The organism is Oceanobacillus sp. M65 (assembly GCF_052246275.1).
Classification (GTDB): domain Bacteria; phylum Bacillota; class Bacilli; order Bacillales; family Amphibacillaceae; genus Oceanobacillus_B; species Oceanobacillus_B jordanicus.
Genome location: NZ_JBQQCJ010000002.1, coordinates 476,283 through 502,249, shown reverse-complemented (window position 1 = coordinate 502,249; position 25,967 = coordinate 476,283). Strand labels below are relative to the sequence as shown.

At 38.9% G+C, this 25,967-nt stretch carries 25 protein-coding genes and 1 other RNA gene; 4 read left to right on the top strand and 22 right to left on the bottom strand.

Features of this window, described 5'->3' with window-relative positions; translation table 11 throughout:
- Positions 1-69: 69 nt before the first annotated feature.
- A complete protein-coding gene (locus ACTWPF_RS10160) occupies positions 70-657 on the bottom strand; it encodes an HD domain-containing protein (protein WP_443149101.1) in 588 nt (195 codons plus the stop codon).
- The gene (locus tag ACTWPF_RS10155) at positions 657-2,327 is read right to left on the bottom strand and encodes a formate--tetrahydrofolate ligase (RefSeq protein WP_443149100.1); all 1,671 of its coding nucleotides are present in this window, start codon (positions 2,325-2,327) and stop codon (positions 657-659) included. The genes ACTWPF_RS10160 and ACTWPF_RS10155 overlap by 1 nt, the downstream gene beginning before the upstream one ends.
- Before the next feature lie 327 nt (positions 2,328-2,654).
- Between ACTWPF_RS10155 and ACTWPF_RS10150 the strand changes: the two genes are divergently transcribed.
- Both ACTWPF_RS10150 and ACTWPF_RS10145 read left to right on the top strand, forming a co-directional pair.
- The gene (locus tag ACTWPF_RS10150; RefSeq protein WP_036572880.1) at positions 2,655-2,855 is read left to right on the top strand and encodes a cold-shock protein; all 201 of its coding nucleotides are present in this window, start codon (positions 2,655-2,657) and stop codon (positions 2,853-2,855) included.
- Between the two features lie 144 nt (positions 2,856-2,999).
- The gene (locus ACTWPF_RS10145; protein WP_036572877.1) at positions 3,000-3,683 is read left to right on the top strand and encodes a queuosine precursor transporter; all 684 of its coding nucleotides are present in this window, start codon (positions 3,000-3,002) and stop codon (positions 3,681-3,683) included.
- A gap of 15 nt (positions 3,684-3,698) precedes the next feature.
- Here ACTWPF_RS10145 and ACTWPF_RS10140 read toward each other — a convergent pair whose 3' ends face one another.
- The 11 genes from ACTWPF_RS10140 to ACTWPF_RS10090 form a co-directional block, all read right to left on the bottom strand.
- Complete coding sequence (locus ACTWPF_RS10140; protein WP_443149099.1) at positions 3,699-4,208, bottom strand: isoprenylcysteine carboxylmethyltransferase family protein; 510 nt, start codon at positions 4,206-4,208, stop codon at positions 3,699-3,701.
- A 163-nt stretch (positions 4,209-4,371) separates the two neighbouring features.
- Positions 4,372-4,893, bottom strand: coding sequence for an isoprenylcysteine carboxyl methyltransferase family protein (locus tag ACTWPF_RS10135; protein WP_443149098.1), 522 nt, complete (start codon positions 4,891-4,893; stop codon positions 4,372-4,374).
- Positions 4,894-5,979, bottom strand: coding sequence for a type III polyketide synthase (locus ACTWPF_RS10130; RefSeq protein ID WP_443149097.1), 1,086 nt, complete (start codon positions 5,977-5,979; stop codon positions 4,894-4,896).
- 26 nt (positions 5,980-6,005) lie between these two features.
- On the bottom strand, positions 6,006-7,505 hold the full coding sequence (locus ACTWPF_RS10125; protein WP_443149096.1) for a carboxypeptidase M32: 1,500 nt from the start codon (positions 7,503-7,505) through the stop codon (positions 6,006-6,008).
- Complete coding sequence (locus ACTWPF_RS10120) at positions 7,506-8,645, bottom strand: THUMP domain-containing class I SAM-dependent RNA methyltransferase (RefSeq protein WP_106896780.1); 1,140 nt, start codon at positions 8,643-8,645, stop codon at positions 7,506-7,508.
- A 289-nt stretch (positions 8,646-8,934) separates the two neighbouring features.
- An RNA gene (rnpB, locus tag ACTWPF_RS10115) (RNase P RNA component class B) lies at positions 8,935-9,312 on the bottom strand.
- Positions 9,313-9,375: 63 nt separating this feature from the next.
- A complete protein-coding gene (gene gpsB, locus ACTWPF_RS10110; protein ID WP_036572866.1) occupies positions 9,376-9,684 on the bottom strand; it encodes a cell division regulator GpsB in 309 nt (102 codons plus the stop codon).
- Positions 9,685-9,941: 257 nt separating this feature from the next.
- On the bottom strand, positions 9,942-10,340 hold the full coding sequence (locus tag ACTWPF_RS10105) for a cytidine deaminase (protein ID WP_036572864.1): 399 nt from the start codon (positions 10,338-10,340) through the stop codon (positions 9,942-9,944).
- A gap of 42 nt (positions 10,341-10,382) precedes the next feature.
- Positions 10,383-10,739, bottom strand: coding sequence for a DUF1798 family protein (locus ACTWPF_RS10100; protein WP_106896781.1), 357 nt, complete (start codon positions 10,737-10,739; stop codon positions 10,383-10,385).
- A gap of 72 nt (positions 10,740-10,811) precedes the next feature.
- Positions 10,812-11,027, bottom strand: a complete 216-nt coding sequence (locus ACTWPF_RS10095) for a hypothetical protein (protein ID WP_443149095.1) — start codon at positions 11,025-11,027, stop codon at positions 10,812-10,814.
- Between the two features lie 446 nt (positions 11,028-11,473).
- A complete protein-coding gene (locus ACTWPF_RS10090) occupies positions 11,474-12,436 on the bottom strand; it encodes a DUF2515 family protein (RefSeq protein ID WP_443149094.1) in 963 nt (320 codons plus the stop codon).
- Between the two features lie 120 nt (positions 12,437-12,556).
- Here ACTWPF_RS10090 and recU point away from each other — a divergent pair, with 120 nt between their 5' ends.
- Both recU and ACTWPF_RS10080 read left to right on the top strand, forming a co-directional pair.
- The gene (gene recU / locus ACTWPF_RS10085) at positions 12,557-13,156 is read left to right on the top strand and encodes a Holliday junction resolvase RecU (protein WP_238019006.1); all 600 of its coding nucleotides are present in this window, start codon (positions 12,557-12,559) and stop codon (positions 13,154-13,156) included.
- A 17-nt stretch (positions 13,157-13,173) separates the two neighbouring features.
- The gene (locus ACTWPF_RS10080) at positions 13,174-15,993 is read left to right on the top strand and encodes a PBP1A family penicillin-binding protein (RefSeq protein ID WP_443149093.1); all 2,820 of its coding nucleotides are present in this window, start codon (positions 13,174-13,176) and stop codon (positions 15,991-15,993) included.
- A gap of 39 nt (positions 15,994-16,032) precedes the next feature.
- Here the strand turns inward: ACTWPF_RS10080 and nth are convergent, their stop codons facing one another.
- From nth to ACTWPF_RS10035, 9 genes are all read right to left on the bottom strand, one after another.
- Entirely contained in the window at positions 16,033-16,695 is a 663-nt protein-coding gene (gene nth / locus ACTWPF_RS10075) for an endonuclease III (RefSeq protein WP_443149092.1), read from the bottom strand.
- 3 nt (positions 16,696-16,698) lie between these two features.
- The gene (locus tag ACTWPF_RS10070) at positions 16,699-17,385 is read right to left on the bottom strand and encodes a DnaD domain-containing protein (RefSeq protein ID WP_106896787.1); all 687 of its coding nucleotides are present in this window, start codon (positions 17,383-17,385) and stop codon (positions 16,699-16,701) included.
- Between the two features lie 119 nt (positions 17,386-17,504).
- Entirely contained in the window at positions 17,505-18,797 is a 1,293-nt protein-coding gene (asnS, locus tag ACTWPF_RS10065) for an asparagine--tRNA ligase (protein ID WP_106896788.1), read from the bottom strand.
- Between the two features lie 19 nt (positions 18,798-18,816).
- Positions 18,817-20,004 (bottom strand): pyridoxal phosphate-dependent aminotransferase, encoded by a 1,188-nt coding sequence (locus ACTWPF_RS10060; protein ID WP_443149091.1) that lies wholly within the window; start codon positions 20,002-20,004, stop codon positions 18,817-18,819.
- Positions 20,005-20,019: 15 nt separating this feature from the next.
- Positions 20,020-20,553: a cell wall elongation regulator TseB-like domain-containing protein gene (locus tag ACTWPF_RS10055; protein ID WP_159033249.1), complete on the bottom strand. Its 534-nt coding sequence runs from the start codon at positions 20,551-20,553 to the stop codon at positions 20,020-20,022.
- The gene (locus ACTWPF_RS10050; RefSeq protein WP_084157533.1) at positions 20,516-20,686 is read right to left on the bottom strand and encodes a YpmA family protein; all 171 of its coding nucleotides are present in this window, start codon (positions 20,684-20,686) and stop codon (positions 20,516-20,518) included. Before ACTWPF_RS10050 ends, ACTWPF_RS10055 begins: the two co-directional genes overlap by 38 nt.
- A gap of 250 nt (positions 20,687-20,936) precedes the next feature.
- Entirely contained in the window at positions 20,937-23,735 is a 2,799-nt protein-coding gene (dinG, locus tag ACTWPF_RS10045; RefSeq protein WP_443149090.1) for an ATP-dependent DNA helicase DinG, read from the bottom strand.
- A gap of 53 nt (positions 23,736-23,788) precedes the next feature.
- Positions 23,789-24,772, bottom strand: coding sequence for a biotin--[acetyl-CoA-carboxylase] ligase (locus tag ACTWPF_RS10040; protein ID WP_443149089.1), 984 nt, complete (start codon positions 24,770-24,772; stop codon positions 23,789-23,791).
- On the bottom strand, positions 24,748-25,950 hold the full coding sequence (locus tag ACTWPF_RS10035; RefSeq protein ID WP_443149088.1) for a CCA tRNA nucleotidyltransferase: 1,203 nt from the start codon (positions 25,948-25,950) through the stop codon (positions 24,748-24,750). The genes ACTWPF_RS10040 and ACTWPF_RS10035 overlap by 25 nt, the downstream gene beginning before the upstream one ends.
- Positions 25,951-25,967: the final 17 nt, after the last annotated feature.

Here is a 25,967-nt window from a genome sequence, read left to right as displayed (position 1 = left end):
GATAAAAAGAGCATATGTTAGAAAGAGCAGGCACCGTTGTAAGGATGCCTGCTCTTTCTAATTTTACTACTACCATTCTTGATGAAATTTCTCCAAAAATTGCTGCATAAATTGATGTCGATCCTCTGCTAGTGATTTTGCAGTACTCGTATGCAAGGTTGATTTCAGTTTTAATAATTTATCATAGAAATGTTGAATCGTATTATCATTATCCTGTTCATGGTACATAAATTTCCCTCTTGCCCCACCAAAGGTAAAAGCTCTAGCAATACCAATAGCACCTATGGCGTCAAGACGGTCGGCATCCTGAACAATTTTACCTTCCAGCGAGGTTGGTACTTTACTTTTGCTAAACGAAATGGTGTTGATTCCTTTTATAATAGCTTCAATATCAGGTCTAGTTAATGGAAGAGACTCTAAAAATTCTTCTAATGCTTGGATTGCTGCCTCTTCATCTTCAACAAGCTTATGATCTGCCACATCATGTAACCATGCAATAGCCTCACAACGGAATAGATTAGCATCTTCTTCCCTAGCGATTTCCATCGCCATACGGCTGACGCGTTGTAAATGATAAAGGTCATGGCCTGTTCGTTCATTATTAAAGGAGTTCGTTACATACTGGCGAATTGCATTTAATTGTTCACGTTTCTCCATTAGAATAACCCTACTATCTTGCCATCTTCTGTCACATCCATGTTTAATGCAGCAGGATGATGTGGTAAGCCCGGCATTGTCATTACATCCCCTGTTAATACCACAATGAATTCGGCTCCAACAGAAGCTCGTAGTTCCCGTATGTGAATTGTAAATCCTGTTGGGCGTCCGACCTGTGAAGGGTCATTAGACAAAGCATATTGGGTTTTTGCCATGCAAACAGGCAATTTTCCCCACTCTAATTTTTCAAAAAATACTAATTGGGAGCGAGCTTTTGCGCTTAATACGATGTCATCTGCTCCGTAGATAGTTTGGGCTACACTTCTTATTTTTTCTTCTAGAGGATCGTGTAGATCGTACGTATATTCTAAGTTTGTAGCCGGTTCTTCCGCTTTTTTGATGACTTTTTCTGCTAAGTCGATGCCACCTGCTCCACCATTCTTCCATACATCGGTTAGGGCTACTTCTACTTTATTCGTGGAGCACCATTCTTTCAAAAAGTCTATTTCCTTTTGAGTGTCCGTCGGGAATTTATTAATTGCTACAACATACGGAAGGCCGAATGATTCAATTGTCTCTATATGTTTCTTTAAGTTTTCGACCCCACTTGCAATTGCTTCAACATTTTCGGTTGTTAGTTCACTTTTCCCAACGCCGCCATGCATTTTCAAAGCGCGGATGGTAGCGACAATGACTACAGCACTAGGTTGGATGCCTCCAGCACGTGACTTAATGTTTAAAAATTTCTCTGCACCGAGATCCGCTCCAAAGCCGGCCTCAGTAACAACATAGTCCCCTAGCTTTGCTGCTGTTTTGGTTGCAATGATACTGTTACAGCCATGAGCAATATTAGCAAATGGACCACCATGAATGATAGCAGGCGTGTTTTCGGTTGTTTGGACGAGATTAGGCTTTAATGCATCTTTTAGTAGTACAGTTAATGCCCCCTCTGCATCTAAATCCTCAACAGTAACTGGCTTTTCATCGTAGGTATAGCCAATTACAATCTTCTTAAGCCGGCGTTTTAAATCCTGAAGGTCCTTTGCCAAGCATAAAACAGCCATGATTTCCGAGGCAACCGTAATACTAAAAGCATCTTCTCTCGGAACGCCTTTGGTAGGTCCACCTAGTCCTACCACAACTTGGCGTAACGCTCTATCATTCATATCAAGTACCCTGTTCCATTCCACTCTTCTTGGATCGATTTGTAGATTGTTCCCTCTATGTATATGATTATCAATAAGCGCAGACAACGCGTTATTCGCTGTTGTGATAGCATGTAAGTCTCCCGTAAAGTGAAGGTTGATATCCTCCATTGGAAGAACTTGAGCATATCCTCCACCAGCAGCGCCACCTTTTAAGCCCATTACAGGTCCAAGACTCGGTTCACGTAACGCAATAATTGCCTTTTTTTCAAGTTTATTTAATGCTTGTCCCAAACCTACTGTTACGGTCGACTTTCCTTCACCTGCGGGAGTGGGATTAATAGAGGTGACTAAAACGATTTTCCCATCGGGCTGTTCCTCTAACTTTTCTAAGAGACCTGTGGAGAGCTTTGCCTTTGTTCTTCCATACGGTTCCCAGTCTTCTTCTGATAAGCCAAGATCTGTTGCAATGTCGTGAATCGGTTTTAAAGTTGTTTCCTGTGCAATTTCAATGTCTGATTTCACTCTCTTACTCCTCTTTTCTATTAGCTGGTTTGTCGAAATGTAGAAGATTATTTTGAAATGGTTACATTATACCTGTATTTTAAAAAAATTCCTAGAAAATCATTTAAATATACAGTCTATTTCTTGACTGACATGTCCATATAAGCTATATTAGACACAAGCAAAGAAGATGTATGGATCCTTTATGACACAGGCAGCTTCTATAGAAGTGGATGTAACGTGATCCTACACTTCTATAGAAGCTGCCTTCATTTATGTTCTATAAATCTGCTTTGTATTAACACGTTTCTAATTTCGAACGTGAAAGTTTCTAGGAGGATTATATTCATGGAAAACGGAGTAGTAAAATGGTTTAACGCAGAGAAAGGCTACGGTTTCATCCAATTAGAAGAAGGAAATGATGTATTCGTACATTATTCTGCAATCCAAGAGGAAGGCTTCAAATCATTAGAAGAAGGACAAGAAGTATCCTTTGAAATAGTTGAAGGCGAACGTGGACCACAAGCTGCAAATGTAACAAAAAAATAAGTGAACGTATATAGAAGCGGTAATCTGTAAAAGGATTACCGCTTTTTCTGGTTTATCTCTTTCGTGCATTTAGCTAAAATATGCTATAATAATATTTTCGCGGTTCGCAAACTCCCGCGTTATCAAAACTAAGGAGGCATTTACATGTCAAATGAACTTATATGGATTTTGTTTGCACTAATCAATTTTTCTTGTTTACTCTTGTTTTATCGTTTATTTGGTAAAACGGGACTATTTGTATGGATTGGGATGTCAACTGTTGTCGCCAACATGCAAGTACTAAAAACGGTTGAACTGCTCGGTCTGACAGCAACACTAGGGAATATCATGTATGGAACAGCATACCTTGCAACCGACATTATCAACGAAAAATATGGTAAGAAAGAAGCTAAAAAAGCCGTCTGGCTTGGGTTTGCTACTTTAATTACCATGACCGTTGTAATGCAGTTCGCACTAGCGTTTCAACCAGCAGCTGATGATATTGCGCAAGGATCACTTGCCACCATCTTCGGCTTAGTAGTTCGTGTCGCTGCCGGAAGCCTCGCAGCATATATTATTAGTCAATATTTTGATGTATGGATATATGACAAACTAAGAAAACTCTTTCCTTCTGACCGGCAGCTATGGATTCGAAACAATGGTAGTACTGTGATCAGTCAATTGTTGGATTCCGTCGTATTTTGTACAATAGCCTTCTACGGACAATTTCCGTTTTCTGTATGGCTGGAAATACTTTTAACGACATATGTTATAAAATTTATCGTCGCGCTCTTAGACACACCTTTTATGTATATTGCAAAAAGAATGAACAACGAAAAGGCCAGCTAATGCTGGCCTTTTGCTTTAAGCATTGGTATAGACCTTTTGTGCTCCACTTTGAATAGATTTAAAATAGATCATATATAAAAAGGGGAAGACACACGCCGTGATATAAGCACCAAATAAGAAGGAAATAAAAGCAATTTCCAATAATGTAATAACATATTCAGGTTGTTTTACATATTTGTACGGCCCTTGTTTAAACAATCTTACCCTTGGTAATGTAATCTTCTTTGCGTTCCAGAACATTCCTGCAGATCGAATGCACCACCATTTCCCACTAAGAATGATGACACAGCAAACAAAGAAGAACATATTAAAGGTGACGGTTGATTGTCGTAAATATATCAATTCAAACAGAATGGCACCATAGCTTAAATACTGCACAATTAATAAGCCTCGATAATGCTTTTCGATGGAGCTTCTCCCCCCTTTTTCTAAAAGCCATCGTTCATTTCTGCTAGAAATCTGTTTGGTAGCAATTCTTTCTACTACTAATCCGACGATTGCAATCCACATCCAGGATACTATCACCAAAACCCTCTCCTCTACTTTTTCTGTTTAGTATTTGCATTAGGTTGTTAATTTATGAAGTCGGATTACAAGCAATTTTAAATGTGTTTGGTTCCTTTTGTATTCGTAAATTATCCATATAAAAAGAGACAGTCAACGTAGTGCTGACTGTCTCTCCTTTGGATCATTTAGAAATCGATGTCTCCCTTAATGCCCGCTCCTCTGCTGGGATACGGATTAGGAGGAGGATAATATGCAGGATCGGGAATATAATACTGGTCAAATAGGCTTGAAACATAATGGGTATAATAAAGAGCTCTATCCCAACCACAACGTAATTAGGATGTGAGATGTATTTATATGGACCCGTTTTAATCAATGGGTAGTTTGGTGAAACAATAATCTTTGTGTTCCAGAACTTCCCTAGTGATGTAATACACCACACTCGTAAAACTTGCGTTAAGATAAAGAGTGTTAGTAAAACCAGACCAGGATTTTGTACAGGTGCTTTTCTTGTATAAACTTCTAAAAGAATAGACAAGAAGAAAAGAGTATGGATAATAATAAACCATTTATAGTGTCCTTCCCCTTTTTCCACACCTCCATGTGCTTTGAGCCAAAGCTCATTTCGTTTGGCGATGTTTACCTCTACTAGCCTTTGAACAACAAGATAAATAAATATGACCCATAAAAATACTGGTAACATTTATGTCCACTCCAGTAACAACAATTCTGAGCTAAAGCCAGGTCCGAGAGCAGAAAGTATACTTTTTGCTTTCGCAGGGTTCTGCTCCTTCATTACTTCATTTAAGACATAGAAAACGGTAGCAGAAGACATATTTCCATGGTTTTTTAAAACATGATAAGAATGCTTCAGTTTTGTTTTCGATGTTTCCAGGACCTCCTCCATCGCTTCCAGCACTTTTTTACCACCAGGATGGGCGATATAGGAATGGATCATGCCTTCTTCAAGCTCCCTTTCTTTAAAAAAAGCTGAACTATGTTCCCTCCAAAAAGAATGTACCAAGGATGGAATGCTTCTAGAAAAGATAACTTCTAATCCTTGATCTGTTACATCCCAACCCATCACATCCGTGCTATGTTTTTTCGTCCGGGAACTCGTATGCAAGATTTTAGCAGGGCTTGTTTTAAGATGGCTTCGATAAGGAGACGTCTCTCCCATTAATAAGACAGCGGCTGTTCCGTCACCGAATAAAGCACTTCCTATTATATTGCTTTTTTTCAGGTCGCTTCTTTGAAAGGTTAAACTACATAATTCGCAACATACAATAAGTGCAGTTTTATCTGGGTTTGCTGTAATCCAATCATGAGCTCGGGACAGGGCAATTGCTCCCCCTGCGCAACCTAGCCCCCATAAAGGCATGCGTTTTATATCACTGCGAAAATCTCGCTGATTATACAAGTAGGTATCAATAGAAGGGGTCGCTATTCCAGTACTAGAAACAAATAAAATCATATCAATAGCATCATAGGGAACTTCCTTTTTTAAGAATGTTTTATTAGCTAAGCAATTGTCAATCGCTTCTAGGGAAGTTGTCACAGCATGTTGTTGATAAAGATCGTTTCGTTCTTTAAAGCTATGGTCTGCCTGAAACCAGTCTCTATTTACAACAAATTGTCTCGTGGCAACCTCAGCATTTTTAAAAACAGGAAGTAGCCTTGTGATATGTCTACTGGAACTACGGAAAATACCTTGAACTAGTTCCGTAATCTCTTCTTGTTGTATCGCATTGGGGGGAACTCCTAATCCAGTTGAACAAATGTATGTCATAACGCACCTTCCAACAGTTTATTCGTTTAAAATTGATAGATACCGCTATATTTCTTCGTTAAATAGTCGACGAGATACCTTGCATCCAATGCTTCACCCGTCACATCGTTGACTATCTCCAATGGCTTTTTCATTTTTCCATATTGGTGAACATGTTTGGTAAACCACTCTCTAATTTGATCGAATTCCCCTGAGGCAATAAGGTTGTTCACATTCATTTCCTTGTTCAATGTATGGTTAAATTGAGCAGCATACATATAACCAAGAGCATAGGATGGGAAATATCCAAAATCTCCTCCGGACCAATGAATGTCCTGTAGTACACCTTCTTTATCTGAAGGCGGTACTATCCCTAAATAATCTTTCATTTTTTCATTCCACAAACCAGGCAAATCTTTCACGTCTATCTCGCCGTTAATGAGTGCTTTCTCAAGTTCATATCGAATCATGATATGAAGTGGATAAGTTAATTCATCTGCCTCTATGCGAATAAAGGAAGGTTTAACTTCATTTACAGCTCGGTAAAATTGATTTAATGGGACAGACTGAAACGCCTCTGGGGCATAATTTTTAAATAACTCATAATGACTAGACCAGAATGATTCACTTCTACCTACAAAGTTTTCCCAAAATAAGGATTGTGATTCATGAATTCCCATAGAAGTCCCAGTAGCCAGTGGAGTACTTGCCAAATTGGGGTTTATATTTTGTTCGTAAAGCGCATGCCCACCTTCGTGGATTGTACCAAAAACAGCCATACGAAAATCTTCTTCATCATATCTAGTCGTTACGCGAACATCATTAATGTTTAGTGAAATAGCAAAAGGATGTATGGTTTCGTCAAGCCTTCCAGAACTGAAATCATACCCCATTCTTTCTAATATATCTAACGTAAAAGCTTCTTGCTTTGTTTTGGGGAAATGTCCTTTGAGCACTTGTGGGTCTGGTTTCACAGTGCTTTGATTGATTTTATCCAGCAAACTTGTTAGCGAATTACGTAACGCAGGGAACACTTGATCTAAAGTTTCTGTTGTGACACCTGGTTCATAATTATGTAATAATGCATCGTAAATATTTTTCTCATATCCCCAGTAATTAGCAAATTTCTTATTATAGTCAACAAGCTTTTCTAAGTATGGCTGAAAAAGCGTAAAGTCTGACTTTTCACGTGCTTCTTGCCAGATTGCCTCGGATTTAGATTGGAGCATTACATATTCTTTAAATTCATCATGCGGGATTTTGCGATTTCTCTCGTAATTCTGCTCACATTCTTCAACCGTTTTACGTACAATCTCGTCTTTTGTATTATCCTTCAGTACGTCTATGAAGTATTTCATCTTCTCGGATGTTTCAAGTTGGTGAAGCTTCTCAGCTAGGAAACCAACTACTTCTGAGCGCTGCTCCACTCCCTTCTTTGGGATCTTTGTTCTCATGTCCCAATGAGCAAGGGCTATTGCTTCCTTATAAGCGCTCTGTTCTTTTAGCAGTTCTTTAAAGTCCTTCTCGATTAAATATGTGTTCTCCAATTACTTCTCCCCCTTGGTTTTCCTTCCAAAGTATTGGTAATAGTCTGTTTTTATAAACCCATTAAATAGTTTACGCTTTTTGGTAGCGGTTTTTCCATATTGTTTCTCAAATTTTTCAAAAGCAGTTAGGATATAAACACTCCAGCTAGGATGCTCTTCCATAACAGATCCAAAGTCATGATAAATCTTCGCTACCGCTTCCTTGTCGCTAAGTCGTTGCCCATATGGAGGATTGCCAATGATATACCCATTTTCTTTTTTAATAGATAAATCCTTAACTTGCATTTGCTTCCAAGAGATTAAGTCACCAAACCCTGCTTCCGTGGCATTTCCTTCCGAAATTTTAATTAGCTTATGGTCAATATCGGACCCCGTAATGTCAAGTTTCTGGTCATAATTTGCCTTGTCCTCTGCTTCTTCAAAAGCCTTTTCCCAATGTTTTGCTTTAATAAGCGACCAACCTTCTGAAGCGAATTCTCTATTGAAGCCAGGAGCGATATTCTGCCCAATCATAGCAGCTTCAATCGGAATCGTACCCGAACCACAAAATGGATCAATTAATGGATACTCAGCTTTCCAGTTCGTCAGCAATACGAGCGCTGCAGCCATTGTTTCTTTAAGTGGAGCCTCTCCTTGGCCAATTCTATAGCCTCTTTTGTGGAGACCTACACCAGATGTGTCAATGGTTAGTATTGCCTCATCCTTTAATAAGGAAACCTCAACCTTGTAAAGAGCCCCTGTCTCTGGCATTTTAGAGGCAACACCATGCTTTAGCTTAAGTCGTTCTGCAATTGCTTTTTTGGTAATAGCTTGACAATCTGGAACGCTAAATAATTTGGATTGGACCGATTTCCCTGATACCGGAAACTGTCCTTCTTCAGAAATATAGTACTCCCATGGTAAGGCCTTCGTTGCTTCAAATAACTCATCAAACGTATAAGCCTTAAATCTTCCTACAAGTAATCGGACCCTATCTGCTGTTCTGAGCCATAGGTTACACCGTGGAATAGCAGAAACCGGTGCTTCAAATACAACGCGGCCATTCTCTACTTGTACTTCATACCCCAAGCTTTTTACTTCGTTCGCAACAATTGATTCAAGTCCCATTGCTGCAGTTGCAATCAATGTAACATTCTGCATGTAATGTATCCTTTCATATCTCGAAATTAATTCTTTTTTAGTTTATCATAATCCTCTGTAAAAGATGAATCCATATCCATTGAGTTGACAGCTTACTATCCGGCATAATGGGCTTGAGGAGCACCTCATCAACAACTTGTTAACTAAAAGCTTATTCGCTATTTATTATGGACATATAGGATGCTGATTTAATCCTATATAATAAAGACTCATATAATATTAAAAAAACCTTGCTCACAGTATTGCTGTAAGCAAGGTTTTCATTTCTGTTATAGTAGACCAATAAATACTCGATAAGCCATGTTCTGTCGCCAACGTACTACAAGTGGTGGTCAGCCTCGTACATTGGTTGTAATCATCTATCTACAAGTGTAAAACTTGTCCCTACTTCGGTTCATTTCCCTACTGAAGGATGCCCCTACCAAAATTTGGGTTGCTCACTCGTGGGGTTTACCTCGTTCCACCTGAATCGTTTCCCATTCAGCTACGTCACTGTGGCACTTTCAAGGTACGTATCCCATATCCGAAGACTTAGGAATACCTCCTGCCGTTAACCATGATGGTTACCTTGACTTATGAATTCGTCAAGCACGAACACTACAAACATCTCAGTTTGTGTGAGCATGGACTTTCCTCTGCATGTAGCATGCAGCGATTACCTGAGTATTTATATCCAGTTTCACTATTGTACCATTTTTTCGCTGAATCGACAAGTTCTGCTTACATAAACCTAGTTATCCGTTTCTGCAAACTTTTTACCAAAAACAGCTTTCTCCAAGTTAGATAATCTTTTTAAAACATCATAATTCATTTGTGGCGCTGGTTGTGTAGATCGGCTTCTAGTTTGATCTGATGTTGTTTTCTTAAGTCGCTCATTCTCCTGTTGAAGACGGTCAATTTCTTGCTTGAATAGATCGTAATCTTGAATGATTTTGTCTAGGAACTCGTCCACTTCTTCCTGATTGTATCCTCGCATACCTGTTTTAAATTCTTTCTCAAGTATGTCTTTCCCACTAAATTGAACTTGACTTAAACTCAATCTTATCACCTCATCCTATTTACATGCCTATTTTTCCAAAATACAAACTTATTGTCAATGTAAAGTCTATTTATCCGAAACTTATTTTATACATCGATATCCAAATTGAATGTTTCGCATACCTACATGGTACCAGTTTACCAATAAAAAAGGAACCTGAAAGATCAGCTCCCTTACTTTTCGTTCTATAACGTGCATTGCATTATTCATTAAAGGAATATCATCAATCCTGATAGCAGATTTATGTAAAGAAAAGATTACTTCTCCATATCGGATTGGTGAAAAGAGAATGGAAGCAGTTCCTCCATAGTCACAGTTTTAACCATTTTTTCATTGTTCGTCAAGTGGATCACCATTTCACTATCAAAAAACTCACTCATCACTTGTCGACAAGAACCGCAAGGCGGCACTGGACGTTTCATGTCAGCTGCTACAGCCATTTCTGTGAATTCTCTTTCGCCATCTGAGATTGCTTTGAAAATGGCCACTCTTTCAGCACAACACGTTACTGGATATGCTGCATTTTCAATATTACAGCCAGTATAAAGCTTACCAGACTTCGTTAACAAAGCAGCCCCGACGGGAAATGAGGAATATGGGATGTAAGCTTTTTCTCTCATCTTCAATGCTTCTTCAATCAATTTATCTTTCGTCATTTTGTATCCCCCAGTATCATTCTTAATTTATGTAAAACGGTATTATGCTTGGGACAACTCCCGATGGATTTGATCCAGTACATAATGGATAGAATTGTTTAATTCCATATACCGTTTCCTTCTCGCATCAATATAGTAGCTATGCATAAGCATTAACTCCATGTTCTCTCTTGTGGAAGTTACTTGGTGTGGGTGTACCTGTACCTCCCTGTTCTTTACCGCCTCTAATGCGGACTTCTCCCATTGGTTAAGGAGCTCATAAACAGGTTCTGTTTCCTGCTTAACCTGTAAAAAAAATTCTCTATCTTTTTTATTTTCAGGTGGCTCACTGTATTCAAATTTGTCTTTCAGCGTGATTAGATATTGCTGAAGTTTCTCTGTTTGTTCGAGTAAAATCATATTAAAACAACCGCCTTTTGCCTTCAAACTCTACAACAATACTTTATCATCAATTTACAAAAAATGCACCTTCTACTTTAGCGAAAATGCGCCTCTGATAGTTGAGCGTGTATGACTTATCTTTAATTGCTGTGTTTCAAAGTCTTCAGAAATAGTACGATCCAAACGTGTTGTTAATTTCTGATCCATTCTTCTAACTTGATCAGCTAATCCTTGTAAGTGCAGTTCCACCGTATTCTTTTCTACTCCATTTACACTACTCTCTACATATTTAATTGCCAGCCCCATATACACCCACTCCTCTTCATTGTGTAATTGTTTTATTCGCTTCAGAATGAAAGTGTCCTGCCTGTTCGACAAAAGAAGTAAGAAGATAACAAAAGAAGTGGAATTACTTATCATTTAGCGATAATGAGACAAACTAATAAGCGAAGGAGGGATATTAATGAATAAGAAAAAGCAAAAGCAAAAAGCAGAAAGCGAAAAGTCCCGCTCACTAAAAACTGGGGATAAGAAGCTACAAGGTCCGAATCGCCCTTCCACATAAAGTGAAACTTCAAACAGTGGGGGTTTTCGTTCTTCCTCCCATTGATTGTTAGTTGAACGAATCGGGGTGTTAGCGTCCGTTTCCGCTCACTAAAAACTTAACGGTTCCCCTTCATGTGTTGAAGTGGGAGTCTTACGGACGTTGCTCCTGAATAAATAGTAAGCATTAGGCCCGGCTGGATAACCATTTACCAGTCGGGCTTAATTGCGTACTTCATATAATAGTATCCAAATAGTAAGTCACGTTTCCTATAATACGTTTTTTTCATGTCCTCCAAAGATGTTTCTTTTGGTGTTTGCCACCATTTACTAGGAATACCCCCTGTCTTCCACCAATCTTGACGAATATTATCCTGATGTTTAATTACTGGGTAGAGCACGCGTAACATTGGAGCGTACGGATAATGTGCTGGTAAATACGACTCATAATCCCTGCGTGAGCCAGTATGTTCTTGTGTTTTAGCAAAATATAGGGATTTGTCATAAACTTTCGGGGAATAGAGTATATTAGCTAGTCGGACACCTAAGCCTATTCGTTTCGAGATATTTGTAAATCCATGAACGTACGACCCGTACACTTCTGAGGAACTAGTTGGGAATAATACAGCATTCAAACGTAAAAAATTCTGCATTATGTATGGAAGTTGATTAAAAACATGATACTGAAAGTACGTTTGTTTCACAACTGGGCCTTGGATTACATTTTGTTCATTAATGATTAGGGCGATCATAAGCTTGTCGCGTTCCTGCCTTTCCCAAAATAACATCCATTGCTCGATCATAAATGATGAAACGTGAAACTTTTTCAACAAATAAAACAGCGGTTTTTCTGCTTGCTTGGAAAGGTTATATACTAGTAACTGGGGGAAAGCATCTGAAAAAATCAGCCAATTTGCTCGCTCATACGTCATAAATAACTGGTCTCTTTCTTTTTTCCCTAAGATTTTTTTAAAAGGTTGTAATTGAAGGTCAGTCATGTTCCAGCCAGCATTTCTAGAAACCATGCTTGCAAGAAAGGCCCATTTAATTTCCGGGTTTTCTATATAGAAGTTCTGGTAGGCCTTTGTCCGAGAAATATTGTCTTTATTATGCTTCCTTGTGGTGTTTATTATATAATGGATATATGGATCGAATGAGTCGTCTCCGTACATGGATGAACCTGCTTTCGTTTGGCTATATTTTGTTTCATTCTCATCCAATTGATGCTTTTACAGTTATCATTTCCTACTATATCTGATATGATACTGTAATATGCAAGGAGGATTTTTTTAATGAACTACCCAAATGGAAAAAAAGGATCGTTAACCCAACCTTCTCAAAGTAGACCCTCCGGTGCAGGAAACCATGCTTTTAGTAACAGAGGAATGACGTTAGAAGAAGATATTAATGAAACAAACCGCTTTTACCTTGATACGGACAAGGCAATTATTCATAAAAAACCAACACCTGTACAAATTGTTAAGGTAAATTACCCAAAAAGGAGTGCTGCTGTAATAACAGAAGCATATTTCAAACAAGCATCAACCACTGACTATAATGGTGTATACCGAAGCAAGCATATAGACTTTGAAGCCAAGGAAACGAAAAACAAAACGTTATTTCCATTAGCAAATATCCATAATCACCAAGTTGCTCATATGCGTTCTGTGGTGGAACATGGTGGTATTTGTTTCTTATTAATTCGATTTACTTTATATCAAGAGACGTATTTTTTACCTGCTGAGAAACTTTTTCAGCACTGGGACGACAAATTAAAAGGTGGAAGAAAGTCGATAAGCTACGACCAGATATGTCAGGAAGGGCACCAGATCCCCTTTCAATATCAGGCAAGAATTGATTATTTAGCTATCATTGATAAGCTTTATTTTTAGAGACGGAGGAATGAGTTATGGCCAATAATAGCCAATCTCGTACAGCAAGAAGAAAACAAAAGAAATCATCGAAAAAGCCTTTATGGAAAAAAATCCTACTTATTATGCTACTTATCTTTATTATTATGGGAATAGGTGCTGGGGCAACCGCAGCTTATTGGATTGCAACAGCACCGGATCTTGATGAATCAAAATTATCCGATCCCCTTGCTTCTCAAATACTAGATAAGGATGGAGAAGTATTTGCAACACTGGGTGAAGAGAAAAGAACAAAAATCAGCTATGATGACCTGCCGCAGGTACTCATAGATGCGGTCACGGCTACTGAGGATGCCCGGTTCTTCGAGCATTCAGGAATTGACTTACGACGCATCGGTGGTGCCGTTATTGCAAACTTTAAGAATGGCTTTGGATCAGAAGGAGCTAGTACAATTACCCAACAGGTAGTGGAAAAATCCTTTTTGTCTGCTGAAAAAAAGATCAGCTTAAAGGTTCAGGAGCAGTGGCTTGCTCTAAAACTGGAACGTGAATATTCAAAAGAAGAAATATTGGAAATGTACTTAAACAAAATTTTCTACGGAAGCGGTGCGTATGGCGTTGCAAAGGCTGCTGAAACTTATTTTGGAAAGAAAGACTTAAGCGAGCTTACCCTTGCAGAGGCTGCAATTTTGGCAGGTTTACCTCAGCGTCCAACAGCATACAATCCATATGAAAATCCAGAATTAACCAAAGAACGTATGGATACTGTCCTCACGCTTATGGTACGTCATGGCAAGATATCACAAGAAGATGCGGATGAAGCAAGAGAAGTAGATATCCCTTCCATGCTGGCAGGAGTAAGCGAAAATTCTATACCTTACAAGGATTTTCTGAAGCAAGTACAACGTGAAGTGGAAGAAAAAGTAGATGGTGCAGATATTTATACAGATGGCCTTAAAATACAGACTACTATTGATACAAGCATCCAGGAACACGTAGAGTTTCTTCTAACAGATAGTGAGGAAAACCCTATTCCCTACCCTGATGATGAAATGCAAGCAGGGATGACAGTGCTTGATACAAAAAATGGTGCCATTCGAGCAATTGGCGGTAGCAGGAATGGGAATGGTACGGGATACAACTATGCCATCCAAGGTGGACAACAGCCTGGTTCAACTATGAAACCACTTGTAGCTTACGGTCCAGCAATTGAGTTTAATAAAATGTCCACTTATCATCAAATAAATGATGATAAACCATATGATTATGGTGGGGACAGCCCAATTAGAAACTGGAACCGAAGCTATGCAGGTTGGATGAGTGCAAGACATGCATTAAATCAATCGCTTAACGTTCCAGCTGTAAAAACATTAGAAGAAGTTGGCTATGATAAAGCACAAGGTTTTGCTGAGAGTCTAGGTATAAAATTTGCCGATGATTCTGTTACAATAGGTGATGCAATTGGTGGGACCGGAACGAATGTTACCCCATTACAAATGGCTGGAGCATATCGAGCATTCGGTAATGAAGGTTTATACAATGATCCGTATGCCGTTACCAGTGTTGAATTCCCTGATGGCAGGACCGTCGAATTAAAGCCAGAAGCAGAAGCCGTGATGGCTGATTACACGGCATACATGATTACGGATATGCTAAAAACTGTAATTACGGACGGAACTGGTGCCCAAGCAAATGTTCCAGGTGTGACAGTAGCAGGTAAGACGGGTACTACTAGTTTATCTGATGAATCAGGCAGCCCGGACTCCTGGTTTACTGGTTATTCAACGAATTATACAATCTCGGTTTGGACTGGTGGTTACACGAATGAGGATGGTAATCGAATGGCCATTCCGAATGGGCAGACTAAAATACCACATGCACTATTTAGTAATACAATGGCAGAGATCTCCAAAGGTGTGGAGAACACGGATTTTGTTAAACCAGATTCAGTTGTGGAAGCGGCAGTAGAAAAAGGATCTCGTCCTGCGGCGAGGCCAAGTGACTACACCCCTTCTTCCCAAATCGTAACGGAGCTCTTCGTAAAGGGAACAGAACCAGATGACACTTCTGAAAAGTTTGATGAACTTGATCCTGTAAGCGGGCTATCTGCAAGCTATAACGAAGATAGTAACGCGATCGAAGTTACATGGGATTACGACGGTGATGCAGATGTTTCGTTTGAACTAAGTGCTCAGGTAGATGATGGTCAAATGCAAGGTCTCTCAACAACCGAAGATACATCTATGGAGATATCTGAAGTAGAGCCTGGTGCTGACTATACAATACAGGTAGTTGCAACAAGCAATGACGGGGATATGCAAAGTGAACCGGCAACGACCTCGGTTTCCGTTCCTGGCGGTGATGAGGAAGAAGAAGAAGGAAATATCCCGCCTGTTAGTGGGCTATCAGCTAAATATAATAAAGATGCCTCCATTATCGATGTGTCATGGAATTACAATGGGCCACCAGCCTCTTTTGAGGTAGCGGTTAACGGTCAAACCCAGACAGTTGAATCCAATGGCATTGAAATTAGTGGTGCTTCACCTGGTGAAACGTATGATATTGTCGTGACACCAATTGGTCAAAATGGCGCAAATGAAGGCGTCGAGGGTGAATCTCAGTCAACAAGCGTCACGGTGCCAGCGGCGGAAGAAGATACTGGCGAAGGTAATGGTGACGATGAGGACAGCGGAGACCAAAGTGATGAGGGCTCTGATGAGGGAAATAATGATGAAGCTAATAATGAAGACAATAGTGAGGGTAATGGAAATAACGGAAATGGCAATGGAAATGGAAACAATGATGAAGGTACAGACGAAGAAAGTGGAAGTGATGACGAGGAAGGTAGTGGGAATTAATCTTCCCCCTTCTAATCTAAAAAGAGGTAAACGCAGTTACTATGCGTTTACCTCTTTTTCTTTCTTCATTCGTTTTTGCCCTTCTCTACAAAGCTCTAGCAACGGACATGTTGGGCATTCAGGATTTCTTGCTTTGCAATGATACCTGCCAAAGAATATTAATCGGTGATGCGTATCGCTCCACTCTTTTATAGGCACTTTCCGCATCAACGTCTCTTCAACTTGAACAACTGAATCCTTCCACCTACAAATACCTAAGCGTTTAGATACCCGCTCTACATGCGTATCTACAGCGATTGCTGGTTCGTTAAACGCAACAGATGCTACAACATTCGCAGTTTTACGACCGACACCTGCCAGCTTCTCCAGCTCTGCTTTTGTTCTCGGTACTTCCCCACCATAATTCTCAATTAATACTTCACATAGTTTACGAATATTTTTCGCTTTATTACGGTATAAGCCGATGGAACGTATGTCTTGTTGTAATTCCTCAAGGGAAACTGCAAGATAGTCCTCCGGTGTCTTATATTTTTTAAAGAGTTCAGCTGTTACTTTATTTACAAGTACATCTGTACATTGGGCGGATAACAAAACAGCTATCACAAGCTCAAAAGGATTAGCGTGCTTTAATTCGCATTCCGCATCGGGAAACATTTTTGTTATTTCATCCAAGCAAAATCGTATTTGTTTTTTATTCAGCATTGCCTAATCCTCCCCTTCTAGCCAGTTATAGTAAAAGGATGTATCCCGTTTAGTACGAGGGCCTTCTTGTTTTGTAGTCTGATTGCCATGAAACTTTTTACTCGCATCTCTTGCTTGTTCTACCGTGTGGATTCCTTTCTTATGCCATTCTCGTAAAATACGATCAATGTACTTGAAATTCAACTTGCCCATTAAAACCGATTCTCTTAAGGCTGCCTTAATTAAAGAGGCGGCTTGTTTATCTTCATCAAGCCAACCATTGATTGTCTCAATTTCAAAAGGTGAGAGTGGTCTGCCGAATTCTTGTTCAAACAGAACAAAAATCGTCCCATCCGCATGTTCTTCCGTTTTATCTTCCTTTTCTGCATAGAGCTTTTCCCATAACTCGTTTAAGGAATATACTTCACTAATCTTTTCCGTCTCTTTATTGTTATTTTGTTCAATAACCAGTACTCCTTTTTGAATTAGCTTGCGTAATAAATTGGAGCATTGTTCCTCATTTATTGTCATATTATCTGATAGTTCTGCTGGAGTGGGAAACCCAATTCCCTTTTGTTGAAATTGTTGTACTTGTAAAATAAGCATGACGTCTGTTTCGTCAAGCCCCAACGTTTGAAAAGAAGTGAAAAGCTTTATTGGTATATTAATTTGATCCAATAATATTTGTTGAACTTGTAATTGCTTCTTCATATTAGCACCTCAATTGTTAGTATAGCATGATAAAGTTAGAAAAATCTCGATCATAAACGGAATAAAAATCCCTTGCACTGTAAAAGGCAAGGGATTACGTTTCAAAACTTAATCGATACTTATGGATACAAACGATTTAATAAACGTGGGAACGGTATCGTTTCTCTTACATGGTCTACACCTGATAACCATGCTACCGTTCTTTCTAAGCCAAGACCGAAACCAGAGTGTGGAACACTTCCATATTGACGGAGTTCGAGGTACCACTTATAAGCTTGTCCTGTTAGACCATGCTCTTCATAGCGTTCCTGCATTAATTGTAGATCATCAATTCGTTGTGATCCTCCAATAATTTCTCCATATCCTTCAGGAGCGATTAAGTCGGCACATAACACAACATCTGAGCGATCCGGATGTGGTTTCATATAAAAGGCTTTAATATCTTTTGGATAGTTTGTAATGAATACAGGCTTGTCAAAGCTTTCTGCTATAGCCGTTTCATGTGGCGCACCAAAGTCTTCGCCCCATTTAATATCTGTAAATCCTTTTTCTTGAAGTAATGTAATCGCATCGTCATAAGAAATTCTTGGGAAAGGCGCTTTAATAGCTTCTAATTTCGATGTATCCCTCTCGAGAACATCCAACTCCAATTTACAGTTCTCTAAAACATTTTGTGCGATAAAGCTGACATATTGCTCTTGTATCTCTAAGCTTTCCTCATGATTTACAAACGCCATTTCGGGTTCTATCATCCAGAACTCGATAAGATGTCTTCTCGTTTTAGATTTTTCGGCACGGAAGGTTGGTCCAAAAGAAAATACTTTACCAAAAGCCATTGCAGCTGCTTCCATGTACAATTGTCCACTTTGAGAGAGATATGCTTCCTCGTCAAAATACTTTGTATGGAAAAGCTCTGTTGTCCCTTCAGCAGAAGAGCCAGTTAGGATTGGTGGATCTATCTTTACATAGTCATTTTCGTTGAAAAATTGGTAAGTCGAACGAATGATCTCATTACGAATCTTCATCACTGCATGCTGGCGTTTTGAACGAAGCCATAAATGTCTATGGTCCATTAAGAACTCTGTCCCATGCTCTTTTGGTGTAATTGGATAATCTGTTGCTTCATGAATCAATTCGATATCACTGACCTGCATTTCATAGCCAAAAGGAGATCTTGTATCTTCCACGATCTTACCCGTTATGTACATGGAAGATTCCTGTGTGATATTTTTTGCGAGCTGAAAAGCTTCCTCGCTGACATCACTTTTTACAACAACACCTTGGATAAAACCTGTCCCATCACGTAATTGTAAAAATGCAATTTTACCACTTGAGCGTTTATTTGATAACCAAGCTCCCATAGTAACGGTTTGTTCATTATATTTTGGTGCTTGCGATATAGTAATTTTCACTTTCCTACCTCCTACACATCTATGATTGATGTTTTATAACAAATTGTTTTATTCTTTCAGCTGCTTCCTTAAGTGCTTCTGTTGAAGTAGCATAAGACAACCTAATATTATCCTCTGAGCCAAATCCAGAACCAGGTACAACGGCAACTTTTTCCTCTTCTAATAAAGCTGCTACCCAATCATCTACATTAGCATAGCCACAATTGCTTGCTGCTTCCTTAACATTAGGAAATAAGTAAAAAGCGCCTTTTGGTTTAATACAGCTAACACCAGGTATATCATTTAACAACGCGTGTAGCATTTCCAATCGTTCAGCAAATACTTTCTTCATTTCCTCTAATGTTGTATCTCCAGCTTGCTCATACGCCGCCAAAGCTGCATATTGAGCAATAGATGTCGGGTTTGAAGTAGAATGCGACGCAAGGTTTGTCATGGCTTTAATAATTTCTTGAGGGCCAGCTGCATATCCAATTCTCCAACCAGTCATAGAGTGGGATTTACTTACACCATTGATTACGATCGTGTGTTCATTTAATTCCTGTGATAACTGGGCAACTGATACATGCTCATCATCTGTATATATTAGCTTTTCGTAAATCTCATCTGAAACGATAAGGATATTATGTTTTAAGCATACCTCACCTAATGCCTTCAACTCTGCTTTTGTATACATCATACCCGTTGGGTTACTTGGAGAGTTGATAATAACAGCTTTTGTTTTCTCTGTAATCGCCGCCTCAAGCTCCTGTGGTGTCATTTTAAAATGATTGTCTTCTTTAGCTGTTACAAAAACAGGGTTCCCGCCAGCTAGTTTTACTTGCTCCGGATAGCTTACCCAATATGGTGTTGGCACAATAACTTCATCTGTTTCATCTAATAACACTTGAAATAGCGTGTACAATGCATGTTTAGCGCCAGTTGTTACAATAATTTGGTCAGGACTATAACTAAGTTGATTATCAGTTTGAAACTTATTCACAATCGCATCTTTCAATTCTGCAATGCCGCCAGATGGTGTATATTTTGTTCTCCCATCATTCATTGCCTCCATTGCAGCATCGAGGATATATTGTGGGGTATTAAAGTCCGGCTCCCCTGCTCCTAGTCCAATTACATCATGTCCTTGCTGTTTTAACTCCTTCGCTTTTGCTGTAATAGCAAGTGTGGAAGAGGGTGATAATGTTTTTACTCTTTTCGCTAAGTTCATTCACTTTTCACCTTTCTATTTAAACATTTGTTTTAAGCGATATTGTTCGAATTGACTACCATCTTCGATCGCATAGTAGTCGAGAACATAACGGTCAGAAGCATCCCGATACGTGATTTCCCAGAGTACTTCTTCATCGACAATCCCTGGTACTATCTTAATAAATTCACAATCGGTACAATTGCTTTTCCACTTACGTAGCATATCTTCTTCACTAACCATCTCTTGTTCGTTAATAGTCGTCAAGGTCTTTTCTTTTCCCTCCAAAGGGTAAAAAACGAGTCTACCATCATTCTCATCTGTTTGCCCAAATACTACATGATAGCTATCTGCCCCATTGAAGGTGACAACTTTTTCAATCTCTGTTACAGATGTAGCAGATAAGACCTGCTTTTTTGTTGTTTCAAATCCTGCAGTTCTATTTTTGTTTATGTCATGATATAAAAATGCAGCATATATCCCTACTGCTACTACTACAATGCCAACTAGCAGCAAGCTCCATCTCAGCCAGCTAGGTTTTGTATATGGTGAAGATTGCCTGATTCTCATCATTTTCATCCAATGTTAGACCAAACATTAAATCATTCTCTTTAAGAGTTCGATTTAATGAATCGACAATTTTATAAAGATCTGATGAATATTGGAGCTTGACTGTTGACAGGGTTTGTATTTTATTATCCATCTTTTCCCCTCCAGTTAAAGAACTGCTTGTTTTATCAAATATTGTTAGACATAGTGTAGGGCTCATTGCTTATACTATAAGTATGTTGATGTAAGGTGAAACGCAATTACAGTATACCAAGTAAGCGAAGGATTGTGTTTTATTTAATTCAATAAATTTATTCCAACCTATACCATACCATCTTTCCTACTGATGCACAATTGACGCATCAGTAGTTTTTTTTACCTTTTACGATCTACAGATAAATATATTAAAACCATTCTTCTGCTTTTCGCATTAGCTGCTGGGTTTTATCCTTCGTTAAAGGGATCTCAGGTATTGAATCAAGAAAATACTTGCCATATCTCGCTTGAATGATCCTTGAATCACAAACGAACACGATCCCTCTATCTGTGTTTGAACGGATAAGCCTGCCAAAGCCTTGTTTAAATCGAATAACAGCATTTGGTAACGATAATTCCATGAACGCATTCTTCCCATTTTCCTTTAAGTTTGCAGATTTCGCTTCAAAAATAGGATGATCTGGTGGTTGAAAGGGTAAACGTACGATGACCAGACTGGATAAGTCTTCTCCAGGTATATCTACACCTTCCCAGAATGAATTGGTGCCAAGCAGTATGGATTGGTCAAATGTTTGGAAATTCTTTTTTAGCCTGCTCCTGCTTCCACTTGATATACCTTGTGCAATCAAAGAGTAAGTGGATGTGTCCATGATTTCTTTAAGCAGATAGTAGGATTTCTTTAACATATCATAAGAAGTAAATAGAACAAGCATTCTTCCACTGGTGATTTCAGCTAATGAAAAGATAGCCTCACACGTGGCATAAATAAAGTCGTCCTGGTTACCATGTTTTATATCAGGAAAATCAGTCGGAATCATCAGTTGGACCTGATCTTTATAAGAGAATGGAGAAGGAATCTTCTTGGTTTCAATTTCTTCGTCTGTTAATCCTAATCGCTCTTTAATAAAAGTAAACGAGTTCTTCATCGTCAGGGTAGCGCTGGTCAAAATAACACTTTCTTTTTTTGCAAAGAAATCAGTGGACAGAAAGCCTGATATATCTGTTGGTTCACTGTATAGATATACTGCGTTTTTCGCTCCATATGTTTCGACTTCAACCCATTTAACGAACTTAGGTGAATCGGCTGCAAGAAATAGGGATTCTAGATGATCCATATATTGTTGTAGCTGCTCAATATGCTGCCCGACTTCATTTTTATCATATTTATCTTCATACTGTTTCTCAAGAGTCTGATCAAGCCTCGCTAATATATAGATTAAATCACGTAGGAAAAACATTAAACGGTTTGTCATCTCCAAAATAGTGTCCCACTTGGCCGCATCTTCCTTGCTATTCTCAAACCTGTATTGTGTCCTACCAATATCGCTTAAAGATTTTTGATGCTTATTTTGTTCGGCCACATACTGGAAAATACCTCGAAACAAATCATCGGTCTCATATTTTGCATCAATTATGAGATCATCCCATCTATCAATAATTTCCTCTTCTATATAGTCTCTGTATTTTGTAATTAATTGACCAATAAATTTCGGATCATTTGTCTCGCCTATTTGATTTAGCGTGTACTGCATGTTCATATAATCTAGCTTAAGACCATAGTGCTTTGATGCAGTTTCCTCAAAATGATGTGCTTCATCAATGATCACTTTATCGTAGCTTGGCAATAATTGATAATCATTAAAGATATCTGTAGCTAGAAGTGCATGATTTGTAATCACAATGTCAGCCTGTTGAGCTGCTTTTCTCGCTTTTTGGTAATAGGATCTTAAAAACCAGGGAGACTGGGGATCCACATGTGCTTCTGTATCTGTAGAAACGCGTCTAAAAAATAAATAACCACTTGAAGGTAATTGAACCTCGTCAATATCTCCCGTTTGTGTTTCTGTTAGCCAAACTAAAATCATGGCCTTCGTGAGGGTGATATCATAATTATCCTTCTCTGTGCTAAGTAATTCCCTTTCGAATTTTTCCAAACTGATATAATGGCTTTTCCCTTTTAGTAAGGCTGCCTTAAATGAAAATGGAAGAAGATTACGTACTAGCGGGATTTCCTCTTCTAATAGCTGTGTCTGTAACTGGGTAGTAAAGGTACTGATAACCAGTCGTTGTCCAGATATAACGGCATCATAAATAGCAGGAAGTATGTATGCAAGTGATTTTCCTGTACCAGTTTCTGCTTCTATTAAAGCATGGCGTCGAGATTGAAATGCGTCATAAATGGTTTCTGACATCTCACGCTGGCCTGTTCTTTTTTCATACCGAGCCATTTGCTGAGATAGCGTCCCGCCTTCTTCATAGATTGCATCTAAAAAATCTCCATAGGAGCCTATCCTAGATGGTGGCGTAATCTTTGTCTCCTTGATTTTTCTAAATGCAAGACCCTGAAATGTTTCTAACTCGGGATCTTCCTGGGTAGAAAATGCAAGCTCATTTTCTCGATCAGCCAGTAATGCGAAAAGATCTGATTTTAACATTTTCTCAAGGCGTATTAAATGTGTAATTGTTTCATAAGGAAGGTTATCAAGTCGTTCCCTAAGTTTTAAAAATAGTTTCGCTGTTACGTATGCATCAGATAATGCGCGATGCGGGTCTTCATGGTGAATTCCCAAGTACTCTGCAAGCTGACCTAATTTATAACTGGGAGCCTTAGGGTAAAGAACACGAGCCAGTTCGACCGTATCTAGAACTGGATTTTTCAGTAGTTCTCTCCCCACTGCTGCAAATTCAGCGTTTATAAAGCCCATGTCGAATGGGACGTTATGTGCAATTAAATAACTGTCTTCAAATAAAGCAGAAATTTCCTCTGCCCTTTCTTCAAATGTAGGCGCATCTTTAACATCCTCATCCCTTATACCTGTTAAACTTGATATAAATTCAGGAATAGATTTACCCGGGTTGAGGAAAGTGCCATAGCTATCAACTATTTCATTCTCTTCGATAACTACAATACCTACTTCAATAATTTTATCTCTTTTTACAGCTGAATGGCCGGTAGTTTCTAGGTCGATCACGACAAATCGCTCCACTCGACCACCTCACTTTCCCTCTATCTGTGCTTTCATTATATGACTTCTTATTATTATTCCACAAACCAATCAATTTCAGCTGAATAAATTTTTTCCGTTTCTCCGGTTGATGATTCAATTAGGAGTGCACCGTCCTCTGCGATACCTAAAAAAACGGCTTCCTTCTTTTTACTACCACTATGTAAAGAAATCTTTTCGCCTATCCTAAATCCATAGTTTTCCCATTTTGATTTTACATCACGAAACCCTTTTTTGAGAAAAGATTCGTATTCTTTTTCAAGCGCTTCAAGAATTTGTTGCACTAAATCTATTATTGGCCATTCCTTCTCCGTCTCCATTTTTAAAGAGGTTGCCCTGTAATGGATGGCATCAGGTATTTCTTTATTATCTTGGTTTACATTTAAGCCTATGCCCACTACCACATACTGGATGCGATCTTGTTCAGCCTGCATCTCTGTAAGAATACCAGCTACCTTTTTATTCTGAATAAGAATATCATTTGGCCACTTTATTTTAGGTTGTAAGCCATCATATTGATCCAGCACCTCAGCAATGGCTGTAGCTGTCATGAGAGTTAGCTGGGGAGCCATATATGGTGGTATCTTGGGGCGTAAAATAATACTCATCCATACACCTTTCCCTTTTTTGGAGTGCCATACGCGGTCCATTCTTCCCCTGCCACTGGATTGTTCATCTGCTATGACCACTGTGCCATGTGGTGTGTTGTCCCGTGCAGCTTGATGTGCAACAAACTGCGTGGACGTGACAGTAGGTTTATGAATAATCTCCTTACCTATCCACGACGTGTTAAGTCCCCATGTGATAGTATTGGAACTAACGTTTCCTGAGTATTCCTTAATTCTGTATCCTGTTTTAGGTTTCGCCTCAATCACGTACCCATCTTTTTCTAACTCTTTCATGTGTTTCCAAATTGCAGTTCTGGAAATATGTAATTGTTCCGAGAGCTGCTGCCCTGAAATATAAGACTCTTTAGCATCTGCAAGCAGTCGAATCAATTTACTTCTGGTGGATTCCATTTTAACCATTCCCTTATTTTTTCTTTCTCATTGGTTAATTTTCGCATCACAACAAGATATTCTACTTGGTACAGGAGCTTTTGCATCCAAGGTCCTTTTGTTACATCTGGAAATAATTTAATTAAATCATTCCCATCTATTTCAAGCTCTTGACGATTTTCAATAGGCAGACTAGATGCAATAGTTCGGATTTCTTGCAGAGTTGGTATAGCGTATTCAGAAAGAGCAGTTAATACGCGGGTAAAACCTGCATAGAGGTCACTCGGTAATTGATAAACAATCCAGTTTTCTAATCCCTTGTTTCTAAATTCTGTCACTGCTTCAACCAGTTTGATTGTATGCCGTTTTGATTGATTAGAGGCCTTCCATTCTTTTATCCATGTGTTTACCGAAATTTGTGGGTAAAGGAAGTGAAAAAAGGCAAACATTTCTGCAAGTGAATGTAATGGTGTCTGTTCCGCTGGAAGCAGATTTATTAGACTAGGTTTGTGTTCAAAAACAGGGAGATTATTAAAAAGTTCGGTTGTTTTTAACTCCTTCATCGCCTCGGAAATATAATCACCTGCAAAAAATTTTTCCATCTCAACAGCAATACGTTCTACAGCAACAGTATTTATTTTTTTATTTAATGACCTGATCTGGTTTTTTGTTTCTATATCTAGCGTAAATCCAAGCTGACTAGCAAATCGCACCGCTCGAACCATCCGTAGGGGATCTTCTTTAAATCGCTCATATCCATCTCCAACCGTGCGAATAATTCGTCTTTTTAAATCTTCTCTACCATGGTAGAGGTCAATAATTCGTCCTTGCTTATTCATTGCCATAGCATTAATTGTAAAATCGCGTCTTTCTAAGTCTTTATCAATTTTATTAATAAATGCGACATGGTCAGGATGACGGCTGTCAGAATAGCTCCCATCAATCCGAAACGTTGTAACTTCATAGGAAGTGTTCAGATGTCGAACAATAACTGTCCCATGTTCTATCCCTACTGGAATTACTTTATCAAATATATTTTGGACGAACTGCGGTGTTGCAGAGGTTGCAATGTCTACATCTCGTATCTCTCTATCAAGCAGATGATCACGAACACAGCCTCCAACGAAATAGGCTTCATGACCGTTTTGTTCAATACGCTCTAACACGGCAGTCGCTTCTTTAAATGGACTATCAAGCATTTTAATCACCACTAGTG